This is a genomic window from Corallococcus exiguus (assembly GCF_009909105.1).
In the GTDB taxonomy this organism is placed as follows: Bacteria; Myxococcota; Myxococcia; order Myxococcales; family Myxococcaceae; genus Corallococcus; species Corallococcus exiguus.
This window is the reverse complement of record NZ_JAAAPK010000005.1, coordinates 117,140-129,408: the sequence shown is the minus strand read 5'-3', so window position 1 is coordinate 129,408 and position 12,269 is coordinate 117,140. Positions and strand designations below refer to the sequence as shown.

Sequence of the window (12,269 nt, the reverse complement as noted above, 5' to 3'; positions counted from 1 at the left end):
GGGGCCTGGCGGTCCGTGCCCCTTTCCGCGCCCTGAAGCCGGGCTTGGTTTCGCGGTATGACGGCGCCGATGACGGAGCCCCGGGCCTTGCGGTGGGGGCTGGGTGTCGCGCTGGGCGTGCTCGCGCTCCAGGCGTCGCGCCTCGCACTGCACAAGGCATTCAGCATCGACGAGTTCCAGTACGCCCATGCCGCGTGGCTCATGGCCCACGGGCAGATGCCGTACCGCGACTTCTTCGAGGTGCACTTTCCTCTCGTGTACCAGTTGCTGGCTCCGCTGTTCTGGCTGCTCGGGGATGATCCGCGCAACGTGGTCGCGCTTCGTGCCGCGATGCTCGTGCCGCTCGCGGGGGCGTGTGTCTCCGTGTTCCTCCTCAACCGGCGGGAAGGACGCATCGCCGCGCTCCTGGCTCCGGTGCTGCTGCTCTGCACCCCCGGCTTCCTGCACTTCGCCACCGAGGTGCGTCCGGATGCCCTCACCGCGGCGCTCTTCCTGGGCGCACTCGCCGCGCTGGCCGTGCAGCCCGGATCCGTCAGTTCGTCGTTCCTGGCGGGTGCGTTGCTCGTCGCCTCCGCGTGGGGTTCACAGAAAGCGCTCTTCTTCGGCGGGCTCGTGACCGCGGTGCTCCTGGCGGACCTCCTGCCGCGCAGGAACGGTTCTCCCGCGCTCATCTCCGCGCCTCGCGCCTTCTTCGCGGGCATCATCGCCGCGACGAGCGCGGTGGCCGCCTACCTCACGGTGACGGGCTCGTGGGGCGCATGGTGGCAGTGGTGCTTCGTCTGGGCTTCCGAGCACCAGCGCTACTACCCGGGCTTCTCCTGGCGCGAATACCTCGTGCCGGCCCTGGGGGCGCAACCCGCGTTCTTCGTCCTCGCCGCTGTCGGGTTCGTCGCCACGTTCCTTCGCTTGCTGAAGCACCCGCGCACTCCCGACCTGCTCCTGTTCGTGGCCGTGCCCGCGACCTTTGGTGCCTATGCGCTCCAGCGCGCCCCGTTCCCGTACAGCCTCTTGCCGTTCCTGGGCGTGCTCGCGCCCTTCGCCGCGCGCGGCGTCTTCGTGGTGCTCTCTGGATTGCGCACTCCCGCTGTGCGGACCGTGGGAGTTGCCGGGCTGGGCTGCCTGTTCGCCGTTCAAGCCGCGCAGGTGGAGCTGTCGCTGGACGGTGGCGGCAATGCGCGGCAGCGCGAAGTGCTCGCTCGCATCGCGGCGCTCACGGGACCGGGGGATGTCGTCTACGACAACTCGGGCGGCTACGTGAGCCGGCCGCACGCACACTTCTACTTCTATACGGACGCGTATCTGCGCGGCTCGCTCGCGGAACTGCTGTCCGACGAGATGCCTCGTGTCCTCATGGAACAGGGGTGTGTGCTGCGGGTGGATGACCTGCGTACCTCCGGCCTTCCTCCGGCGCTGCGCCATTTCCTCGACGCGCACTACCAGCCCTATGACGGTGACCTGTACCTGTGGGGACAGCGCTACCTCGTGCCCTCGGACTCCGGTGCCCTGGAAGATCACTTCCTCGCGGTGCGCGCAGACCGCTACTTCGTCCAGCCCGCGAGTACGCTCGACACCGGCGCACTGTTCATCGATGGCGAGCGCGTCACCACGCCTGAGTTCACGCTGTCCCGGGGCGAGCACACCCTTCGCTATGAAGGGCGTGCGGGAGCCTTCCGGCTCCTGTGGCTGCCCCGCGACGCGCGGCGCTGGACGCCACGACCGGGGGCACCGGCAACGTACTCGCGTCTGTTCTGAGCACGCGCCGAGAGCAGGCGAGCCAGCGTGGGGACAGCCTTCCGGGATGACCGCACTGTCGTCCTGGGGAGCCGCCGTGGCGCCTCCATCCTGAACTCAACCGTCGAGCCCGGCTCCGGGTCGAACTTCCCTGCGCAAGGGTGATTCCTACTGTGCGTGGGCAGGTTGGTTCTCAGGGGAGGTTGCCGTGGCTGGTGATGATTCGGGGCGGAAGCGGAACCGTGCGCCCGTTGCCTCCCAGGGCGTGATGTCGCTCCTGGATCGCTGGGTTTCCGACCTCGAACGGGATGCTCCCTTTGCGCGAGAGGATGCGCCGGAACCACGTCAGCGCACTTCCGGAGCCGCTGCTCGCTCTGGTGACGATCCGCTCGATGAGCTCGGCCCAGGTGACAAGACGACGCAGGGTGAGCCCGCTGCTTCCTCTCGCGCGACCCGGGAGCAGATGCGTCCTCCGCGTCGCGGCTCCAGGCCTCCTGCTTACACGAGGGAAGACGAATCATCGGGGACAGCGAGTGCGCCGCTGCGTCCTCCTCGTCAGAACCCAGAGCGTTTCGCCGAACCGGGGCCCAGCCGTCATGCCTCGTCTCGCGCGACCAGGGGGGAGGGGCGCCCTGCGCGTCCTGACCGTGAGCCGTTCTCCGAATCGAGGCCCCGCACTCCTGCTGAATCCGAGGCTCCTGGCGCCGCACGTGAAGGCATGCGCCCTCCACGGTCCGGTTCCGGCACGCTCGCCGAGTCCGTGTCCCGATCCCGGATGCCGCAGGGTGGAGGCTCCGCTTCTGGCGAGGGAGTGCGCCCTCCACGTTCTGGCCGCAGTTCGCTCGCTGAGTCAGCGCCCCGTCCCCGGATGCCGCAGGGCGGCCCCCTCGCTTCGTCCCGCGCGGCCCGTGAGAAGCACCGCCGCGAAGCGACTTCGTTCGGCGAACAGGAATCCGGCGTCGATTCCGTTCGCGCGGCGCGCGAGGATCATCACCTTGAGACGGATCCGTTCAGCGAACAGGCGCCCCTCATGCCGGCGGCATCGGAACGCTCGGCCCGTGATGCAAATCGCCACCTGAGGTCCGGAGCGGTTCCGTTCACTGCGTCAGAGGCGGCTGCTGCTCGCTCGAATCGTGAGGCAAGCCGCCATTCGAGCCGGGGTGCGGATCCGCTCGCGTCAGAGGCGGCTGCTGCTCGTCCGGAACGTGAGGCGAGACACCATTCGAGCCAGGGTGCGGATCCGTTCGCGGCGCTGGAGGCGGCCTCTGCTCGTTCGGTCCGTGAGGCGAACCATCACTCGCGCTCCGGAGCAGACCCCTTCAGGGACTCCGAGTCGGCACCTGCCCGCACCTCCCGGGAGGAGAACGCCCACCTCCGCTCCGGAACCGACTTCTTCACCGAGTCGCGGTTCCGCGAAGCGGAAGTACAGGACTCGCCCTTCCGCGCGGCCCGTGAGGAACTCCGGCTCCAGGGGCCCGTGGTCACCTTCCCGGATGGCGCTCGAATCGTCCTGGGCAACGAGGGCGGCAAGCCCATCCATCGCGGCACCGTCGCGGTGCGCGGGCCGTGCGCACCCTCTCGTGAAGAGGTCATGGGACCAGGCCTCACGGAACCCCAGGCCCGCGCTCTGGACTTCGTCCTCACGTGGTTCGGGCACCCGTTCGACTCCGTCACCTCCGAGCCCCAGCCTGGCGGCGAGCCCCGGTGGGGCGCCTGGCCATTGTCAGGACCCCTGCTCATCTCCGCGCTCGTCCACTGGAAGCAGCACGAACCCGAGGCGTTCGACGCGCGCCTGGGACGGCTGGGACTCGAAGCCACCCCAGCGCAGCCGGACGCAGCCGCCTCGCTGCGCCTCCTGGGCTCCAGGCTCGCGTCCCCCAGCGAAGGCCACGATGCCCTGGCCCTGCTCGCCGAAGACCCCCGGCTGCTCGCGGCGCTTGCCCGGGCCGGCCGGGAGCGCGGCGCTCAACGGGCGCAACTCGAAACGCTCGTCACGCACGTGCTGCGCCCCATGCTGGCCTCCTGCGCCCAGGCGGAGACGGCCGTGGACGCTCCCGGTGGACTCTTCGCTTCGGCTCGCGCGCTGGCCCTGCTCTTCCACTCCGAGCTTCGCTTCGGCCGCCGCGGCGTCACGCGGCTCGTGACGCTCGCACGCGAGCGGCCGGAGCCATCCGTCGCGGGAGCGCACGCGGGTGAACGCCTCGCGGAGGACCTGCGCGCCACCGGCCGCTCGCGCGAAGCCTCCGAGGTCTGGCGCATCCTCACCTCTCCCGAACTGGCGGACCCTTCCTAGCGCACGCCATGCGGACGCTTCTTCCTCCCGGGAGCCATGTCCTGCTCGTGGTCCCCGACCCCGGCGCCCCGGCTGCTCCCCAGGAGCAGAACCGCGTCCTGGCCGGCGAACTCATCCTCAACGGTCAGCGCTACCACCTGGTGCCCGCGGAGCCCTCCGCGAGCCCCGCGACGGCGCCCGCGTCCGACGTGCGGTTGCTCACCTCGCGCGAGCTGCAGGTCGTCTCGTGCGTCTGCGCGGGCTGGGGCAACAAGCAGATCGCCACGAAGCTCAACATCAGCGCGTGGACCGTGGCGGCCCACCTGCGGCGCATCTTCGTCAAGCTGGGCGTGGACACCCGCGCCGCCATGGTGTCGCGCTGCCTGGGCGCGGTGTCCCTACCCCCGACCCCGTGACGGCCCGCGCGCCGGCGGCGCCACGCTCTGTCGCAGCCCCAGCACGAGCGCCACGTTGGCCTGGGGCCGGCACACCAGCCGCACGCACTCCCCCGGGCAGATGAGCAGCGGCGTCACCCCCGGCCCATGCCCCGCGACCTTGCTGTCCGAATGCACCACCACGCCCACCGTGATGACCCCCGCCCGCCGCGAAGGCCCGAAGCGGTAGTCCAACGGACACACCGCCACCAGGTCCCCCAGCCGGAGCGCATTCAGCCGGTGCTTGCGCACCAGCCGCGCGTCCGACAGCTGGATGTCCAGGTCCCCCAGCACGCCCTCCGAACGCCCGAACCCCGAACCCATCAGCTCCGCGGGCACCGTGTGCGTCACGGGAACCACCAGCCGCCCGCGCTCCGTCCGCACGCCCCATTGCCGAAGCAGCCGGGGCGACAGGTTCAGCGCGCGCACCTGCGGGAAGTCCGGCAGCTCCAGCCCCTGGCCGTACGCGTCCAACTGCACGCGGTCCCCAATGCACAGCCGGCGCTTCACCGCGGGCGGGAAGTCCACGATGACGTGGTTGATGCCGCCGTGCTTTCCCACCACGGTGCCCACCGCGCCCCTCGCGGGACCGCTCGTCACGCGCGCGCGGTTGCCCACGCACGCATAGAACATCAGCGCCCGGTTGGAGCCACCGCGTTGGCCGACGTCGTCCTTCCCCGTGTTGTGCAGCGACACACCCGCTTCCATGTGGTCCGCCGCCAGCCCCACCGCGCGGTCTCCCACGCGGCGGTTGAGCACGATGCCGCCGCTGCCCGGCACCAGCCGGGGCACCCCATCCCGGCCCATGCGGTACGGCGACGCGCGCACGACGGGATGGGACACCTGTCCCGCCACCGCGGAGGCCACCATCCGCGACACGTTGGTGCGCGGCGCCGAGGCGGCCCCCATGCCCGCCTCCATCAGGGGATGCAGCGGGATGTCCATGCCGTGCCTCCCTCCTTCAGCGCATCGCCGGCGCGGGGCTGGTGATGCCCAGCGTCTGGCGCAGGGTGGGGGACACACCGCGGAACGAGCGGCCGTCTGGCGTCATCCGGTACGCGGCGATCCACTCTTCCGCCACCGGCCCCAGCGGCATCACCTCCGTCTGGAAGGCCTTGAAGTCGCGCGTCTTGAAGGGATTGTCCGCCACGAAGTTGAGCAGCAGGCGCCCCGCGTCCGCCATCTTCGAGCGCTGCGAAATCTCCCCCGCGCCGCCCAGGTAGCGCTGCGACACGACTTCAATCACGTCCCACTTGGTGTTCGCGTCGAACGCCTTCTTGATGTCCGGCGTCTCCATCGCGTCGAGGATGGTCTTGAGGTACTCGCCCACCTCCACCGTGAGCGCCAGGATGTTGCCGTAGGTGGCGCGGTCAATCTGCCAGCGGATGTCCGTGCCCAGTCGCTGGATGGTGGCCTGGCTCGCGAAGGGCCGCTCGTTCAGCTGCTGCGAGCCGCGGATGACTTCACCAATGAGCAGGTCGCGGAAGTACTGCGCGATGGCGGACACGAAGGCGACGAACTCGCGGTGGAAGTTGCGGAACATCACCGCGCCCGCTGGCGCCGCCAGGCTGCCGTAGTTGAACGCGCGCCGGTACGCGAGCTGCCGGTCGCGCGGCTTGTAACGCAGCGGTTGGTGCTTCTCCATCAGGTACAGCGCCCGCGCGCCGGGACCCCGCTGGATGCGCATGCGCCCGTCGTGGAAGAGGCGCAGGAGCACGCCCGCCACCTGGAACACCTTCATCCGTTCGTGCTGGTAGATGTAATAGAGCTCCGCGGTCGCGTGGAGCTGCGTCTCGATGACGGACTCGTCGAAGTCCTGGACGAGCAGCGGCCGGCTGATGGAGTCAAAGGACGGCGCTCCGTCCTTGCCCAACCCCATCAGGTCCGAGAAGAGCGACGCCGTCGAGCCGTCGGAGGCGCTGGTGAGCAGCTCCTCCTCCCGGAGCGAGAGCTGCTTCTGCAGCTCCGTGCGCTGCTCATCCGACGTGACGTTGGAGAGGACTTCCCGCTTCCACTGCGCGAACAGCCGCTGAAGGGCTTCTGCCGTACCGATGCTCATGGCATGCCACCTGGGTCAATGACGTTGAAGGAATGGGTTTCAGGCCCGTGCGTGCGCGCTCATGGCTTGCGAGCGTGGCGGACGTGGCGGCGGGAGTGGCCCGACTTGGTGTGCCCGTTGGGCGGCGCGGGCTGTCCGTCCGAAGCGTGCCGCCCCTTGCCGGAGATGATGCGCTCCACGGCTTTGAGCTGATCCGAGAACGCTGCCTCCAGCTGACGGGCCAGCTCCGGCCCCTGGGCCTCCAGCTGCTGCTTCACGTCCGTCATGATGCGCGCCCGGCTCTTCTCGATGAGCGAGGCCACGTCGTTCAGGCTGGCCCCGTTACCCACCGTGGTTGCGGGTGCCGCCCGCTCGCCCGGCTCCGCTTCCATCGGGTGCTCCACGGCCCCCGGGTTGATGCCTGGCTCCAGGTCCTTCTCGATGCGGTCCAGCGAGACGCGGATCGGCGGAGGCACCGTGAACGGCTCGCCGGTGTTGCAGTGCGCGCCCTCCGGGAAGCCGTACTTGTGGTTCCGGTCGTCCTCGATTTCCTCCGACTGGCCGGGCGCCTCCTGGGTCAGCGTGTTCGCCAGCTCCAGCGAGTCCTCCTCCAGTCCGCACTGCTCCCGGAGGAACGCCGGGCTCACGTTGAAGACGTCCACGTTCGCGTCCAGCTGCTCGATCATGTCCTCGTGGAGGTCCACGCGGTTGCCGCCCGGCACCACGGCCTCGTCGTAGTCCAGCAGGAACAGGTCGATGATCCGGTCGAGGTGGTAGAGCTTGCGATCCAACCGGGCCAGCTCCTTCCAGAACTCCACCGACGTGCTGGGGTCCATCAGCAGGTCCTCGATGAGCTCCTGGGTGTCGTTGCGATCCCGGAACTTGTCGTTCAGCGCCTGCTCCTTGCCCGTCAGGTCCCGGAACGTCAGCGGGACGGGGAGCACCAGGTTGAGCAGCCGCGCCCCGGCATTGGGCCGGTCGAACGCGTCGATGAAAAGCGTGAGTGCTTCCGTGAAGGCGGCCAGGGGCGCGGAGGCTCCCTGGACCTTCGCGTTCAACGCGACGCCTCGGCTGCTGCCGCCGGAGTTGGAGAAGCTGGTGGTGGACGTGTCCAGCAGGCTGCCGGCCACGTCCCGCAGGCGCCGCAGCTGGATGAGCTCCACGGGCACCGCCGACGCGATGCCACGCATGTCCTCCGAGTTCTGCCGGGGCGTGTGGTTCAGCAGCACGTCCAACAACCGCGACATGGCATCCGGCCGGACGATGGCGCGCAGGTCCGACTGCCCCCGGGCGCGCAGCTGATCCAACAGCTTGCCGTAGGACGCCTGGCCGTCACCCCAGTCGTCGTAGCCCTCCTGGATGGAGGTGGCGGTGAGCTGCTCCAGCGAGTTGATGAGCGCCTCGCGGCGCTGGCGCAGGTCCTGGAGCGCCACCTGGAACACCGTGCCGCCCTTATCGAAGCCGGCGCGGAAGAGCGCCTCGCCCGCCAGGATGCGCAGGAGCGTGGCGTTGTCGTCGATGGTCGCCGCGAGCCGGCCGAACTCCTGGACCACCGTGGGGTTCACCATCCCCACCAGGCGGGCCACGCGCGCGGTGTCCCCCAGCTTGCGGATGGAATAGAAGGCCCGGTCGCGCGACACGGGGTCCACCGCCATGTTCGCCGCGGCCTCGCCCTCGTCCAGCTCCGCGAGGATGGAGTCGCGCCAGCCGCACATCGACGCCTTGAAGTCGCGGTTGGAGGCCAGGTTCACCGCGATCTCCAGGTCGTCCACCAGCGCCTTGCGCTCCTGGCGGAAGCGCCGCTGGCCCGGCGAGTCCAGGGTGCCATTCATCAGGGCCATGACCGGCTCGGGCGTGGCCGAGACGCGGATGGGCTGGCCACTGCTCTCGTCGTCCAGGCGCGCGGCCGTGGTCGGGTAGAGCTTGCGCAGCGCGTACACCACCGCCTTGGGGTCACGCGCATCGGACACACCGAGCTGACGGCGCAGGAACTCGTCGAACTTCGACTTCGCGCTCGAGGCCAGCTCGATGGATGCGCCGGGGCTTCTCCCCTTCACGTTCTCGTACATCGTCCCTCCCTTGAGGTCCTGTCATGCGGCCAGGGTGACGCCCACGCCCGGCATCCGCGCGTTCCGCGTGCCGAGCTTCACCAGATGATTGAGCACCGTCCGAGAGATGCGCTCGGGCGGGGCCAGCCTCCGTTCGAGCGCCTCGCGGCTGGCGCTCACCACGTGGCGCGGCGGCAGCCCCGGCGGGATGTGCCCGCGCGCCAATGACTCCGCGGCCCGGTCGATGCGCTCCTGATCCGACGGCCAGAACGGCACCACGTCCACCAGCGCGCGCTGCGCCAGGCCCCGGCGGGGCTGGAAGGCAATCTCATCCACGACATGGGGGATGAGCCGCGCCGCCGTGCACAAGAGCAGTTTGGGGATGCGCGCGTAGGGCAGCCGCGAGCGATACAGCCGGTCCCAGTTGTCGCGCACGTCGCAGGCCCGGCGGATGAAGCCCATGCGCCGGAGCATCTCCGCCTGGATGAACACGCGCAGGAATGGCGTGGGGTGCGCGCTGAGCGGATGGAACGTCAGCACCCGTGACGCCGGGTACGCGAGGAAGTCCTTCATCGAGTGCACCGACGCTGGCCCCCCGAGCAGGCACGCGATGAGGTCCGCGAAGATCTCCTTGTGCCAGCGGCCCCACAGGCGCGTGAGCCACGCGTTGCCGGTGGCGTGCAGCACCCGCCGCTGGAGTGCCACCTGCGTCTCCTGCCAGATGCTCAGGTCCGCCTGCAGGTTGTGGCCGATTTCGTGGAGGATGACGCCCATGCCCCACGGGGCCTCCACGCGCTCGTAGGGCACGCGGATGAGCGGGAAGGGGTTGCGCTCCCCGAGCAGCCGGCTCAGCAACACGCCGCGCCGGAAGGTGGCCGGGGAGAAGCCGTGCTCCAGGTAGGTGAGCGGCTTGAGCATGGGACCGTCCATCAGTCCCGGCGCGGCCTGCCGCACGGCCTGGAAGCAGTCCACCGCGATGGCGTCGCAGGCCGCCAGCGCCGGCGCGAACCGCGTGCCCCGCTGGCTGAAGACGTCGAAGAAGAGGCCGTAGGCGCGGCGGGCGCGGTCGATTTCCCGCTCCAGCAGCGCGTTGCGCTCCAGCACCTCGCCAGGCGCGAGGGGGGCGTCGTGCAGCCGGCCGTTCAGCCGCGACAGGGCGCGGCGCACGTCGCGATCGATTTCGCCCAGGCGCGCGTTGGCCGCGGCGAAGTGCGCGGCGGAGGGGGCGTAGGGGACGTCCCGGGGCCGGATGCCCACGTCCTGCGGCGTGAGGCGCGACAGCCGCCCCGCCCGGAACGTGATGCTCTGGACCTTGGCCCGCAGGAACCGCTGAAGCGTGTCCGCCATGTGCCCGCCTCCCCCTTGCCGCTCACGCCCCTGGTTCACCGCACGATGACGCGCACCGGCCCCCGCAGCGTGACGGTCCGCAGCCGGCGAAGGCCGGGGCCGCCCATCATGGGGTTCAGCCGGCCGCGAGACCCCACCCGGCGCAGGCCCGCGCGCGCCCGCAGCTGCCGCACGGCGGCGCTCGTCCGGGCCAGGCGGCGCACCACGCGCGGGCTGGAGATGACGCGCCCGCCGATGCGGCGGAGCATCCGCGGCACCGCCTGGGGGCTCGCGCCCTGCTGGCGCACCAGTCGCGTCACCTGACGCACCACGCGCGTCACCGCCGGCAGGGCCCGCGGGCCGTAGCGCTGGCTGATGCGCGAAGCGAGCTGCGTCGCCATCTGGCCCACCGCGCGTCCCAGCGCCCGGGCCTGCTGGGGCGACTGCCGGCGGCGCGCGGGAGACATGGTGGAGCGGACCACGTGCCGCGCCGCCAGCCCGCCCAGCACGCGGTTGAAGGCGTCCATGTCCTCGTCGCTGGCGTAGTCACCGGCGGCGTCCGCGAAGGCGTCCATCGCGTCCGCGCGGAGCAGCCCTCCCAGGGTGCGGCCAATCTCCTGGCCCGCGATGCCGCCCAGCCGGGGCGCGGCCTGGCGGATGAGCCGCATGGCGATGGGCATGGCCCTGCGGCGGATGCGCTGGAAGGTGGGCCCGGCCACCGTGGCCAGCCGGCGCGCGCCGGCCACCAGGCGGCGGAGGAACTCCTCCTCGTCCTGGGCGTCCATCGCGTCCGCGAAGGTGTCCTCCAGGGCGTTGGGGTTGTCCATCTCGAAGCCTTCGGCCTCGAAGGGCTCCTCCATGGTGGTGGGGGTCTCCTCGAAGCCTTCGGCCTCGAAGCCCTCCTCCATGGTGGTGGGGTTGTCCTCGAAGCCTTCGCCCTCGAAGGGGTCCTCCATGGTGGTGGGGTTCTCCTCGAAGCCCTCGGCCTCGAAGCCCTCCTCCATGCCTTCGCCCTCGAAGGGATCGTCCATGCCTTCGTCCTCGAAGCCCTCCTCGCCCTCTGCCAACAGGTCGGACATCTCGTCGCCCTGGCTCGAAAACTCCTCTTCGAAAGGCTGCGGTTGCATGGGTACTCCTCCTTGTCCTGAAGACTTCGTGAGTGGATCGACCTAGTAGGCGCGGCGGACGTTCGCGGCGCTGACCACGGCGACGGGGATGCGGCGCAGCAACTGCCGCCGGGCATGCACCCGCCGCGCGGCCAGGCGCGGTGGGACGACGCCCATCGAGGGCATCTGGACCGCGCGCGTGAGCACCCGGCGCCCCGCGCCCTGCACCACGCTCGGCAGGGCGGTGATGGCGCCGCCCGTGCCGCGCAGGCGCAGGTTCCCCGCCGCCAGCCGGGCGATGAGGCGCATCAGCCGCAGCCGCCGGCCCGAGGTGCCCGGCACCTGCTGGGCGAGCCGCATCAGGAGTTGCTCCACGCCGCGTGTGCGAGCGCGCAGCACGCCCTGCGCGGCGCCACCGAGCGTGGTGCTCATGGGCACCGCCTGTCGCGTCACCACCCGCGCCGCGAGCCCCGCGCCCAGCGGCAGGGCCACGGCGGGCGGCACCTGCCGCGCATCCGCCATGTCCGCGAGCGCATCCAGCGACGCGTCGTCGTCCGCGCCGTCGCCGCGCAGGATAGAGGACGCGATGCGCCCGCCCACGCCTGGAATCAGGCCACCCACCGCCCCCGCGAGCGCACCGCGCAATCCCTGTCCCCGCAGCAGCCCCTGCGCGGCGCCAACGCCCGCCGCGACGACCCGCCCCCACGGCCCCGCGAGCCCCGCCACGCGCTGGACCAACGGCAGCGCGCGGGCGAGCAGTGGCCCCGCGCGGCGCAGCGCCGCGGCCCCCAACTGGCCCGCCCGCCGCACGCCCCGGGCGATGCCGCGCGCGGCGCTGCGGATGCGCCGGGTGATGCGGCCGAGGAAGGCCTCGGCGTCATCCGCGTCCATGGACTCCAGCACGAAGGGGTTGAGCGTCCGTGCGAGCGCCACCGCGGCGGGACCGGACACGAGGCGGTTGCTGGAGGTCGGCACGAACAGACCGCTGGCCGGGCTCGCCTCGAACCCGTCGAAGCCGTCCTCGTCCAGGAAGGCGTCCTCCGCCTCGGCCTCGGCGAACAGCTCCTCGAAGCTGTCATCCTCGAAACCCGAAGGCTCGAAGCTCGAAGGCTCGAAGCTCGAAGGCTCGAAGCCCGAAGGCTCGAAGCCCGAGGGCTCGAATGGGTCCGCCTCGAAGCCCTCCAGGTCGCTGAACTCATCCGCCAGGGCCTCCATCTCCTGGAGGGCATCCGCGCCCTCCCATGGGTCCATGGCGTCGAGGGACTCCACATCGGACAGGTACTCAGCGCTGGTCATCGCTTCCCCCTCGCAAGG

General features: G+C 70.9%; 9 protein-coding genes. 3 read left to right on the top strand and 6 right to left on the bottom strand.

Going from position 1 to position 12,269, the window contains the following annotated elements:
* The first annotated feature begins 57 nt into the window (after positions 1-57).
* From GTZ93_RS20635 to GTZ93_RS20625, 3 genes are all read left to right on the top strand, one after another.
* Complete coding sequence (locus GTZ93_RS20635; RefSeq protein WP_139920041.1) at positions 58-1,752, top strand: hypothetical protein; 1,695 nt, start codon at positions 58-60, stop codon at positions 1,750-1,752.
* Between the two features lie 1,456 nt (positions 1,753-3,208).
* Entirely contained in the window at positions 3,209-4,024 is an 816-nt protein-coding gene (locus tag GTZ93_RS20630; protein ID WP_139920039.1) for a hypothetical protein, read from the top strand.
* Positions 4,025-4,032: 8 nt separating this feature from the next.
* A complete protein-coding gene (locus tag GTZ93_RS20625; RefSeq protein ID WP_139920037.1) occupies positions 4,033-4,419 on the top strand; it encodes a response regulator transcription factor in 387 nt (128 codons plus the stop codon).
* On the opposite strand, the gene GTZ93_RS20620 is transcribed toward GTZ93_RS20625, so the two are convergent.
* From GTZ93_RS20620 to GTZ93_RS20595, 6 genes are read right to left on the bottom strand one after another with little or no spacing between them, the layout of a single operon-like run.
* Positions 4,402-5,382 carry a DUF4438 domain-containing protein gene (locus GTZ93_RS20620; RefSeq protein ID WP_139920035.1) on the bottom strand — a complete coding sequence of 327 codons (981 nt, stop codon included), beginning with the start codon at positions 5,380-5,382 and terminating at the stop codon, positions 4,402-4,404. The two genes, GTZ93_RS20625 and GTZ93_RS20620, sit on opposite strands and share 18 nt — an antisense overlap.
* A gap of 16 nt (positions 5,383-5,398) precedes the next feature.
* A complete protein-coding gene (locus GTZ93_RS20615; RefSeq protein ID WP_139920034.1) occupies positions 5,399-6,496 on the bottom strand; it encodes a hypothetical protein in 1,098 nt (365 codons plus the stop codon).
* 59 nt (positions 6,497-6,555) lie between these two features.
* The gene (locus tag GTZ93_RS20610) at positions 6,556-8,544 is read right to left on the bottom strand and encodes a hypothetical protein (RefSeq protein ID WP_139920032.1); all 1,989 of its coding nucleotides are present in this window, start codon (positions 8,542-8,544) and stop codon (positions 6,556-6,558) included.
* A gap of 21 nt (positions 8,545-8,565) precedes the next feature.
* Positions 8,566-9,870, bottom strand: a complete 1,305-nt coding sequence (locus GTZ93_RS20605; protein WP_139920030.1) for a hypothetical protein — start codon at positions 9,868-9,870, stop codon at positions 8,566-8,568.
* Between the two features lie 35 nt (positions 9,871-9,905).
* Positions 9,906-10,976, bottom strand: a complete 1,071-nt coding sequence (locus GTZ93_RS20600) for a hypothetical protein (RefSeq protein ID WP_139920028.1) — start codon at positions 10,974-10,976, stop codon at positions 9,906-9,908.
* Positions 10,977-11,018: 42 nt separating this feature from the next.
* Entirely contained in the window at positions 11,019-12,251 is a 1,233-nt protein-coding gene (locus tag GTZ93_RS20595) for a serine/threonine-protein kinase (RefSeq protein ID WP_161662939.1), read from the bottom strand.
* Between the last annotated feature and the right edge of the window lie 18 nt (positions 12,252-12,269).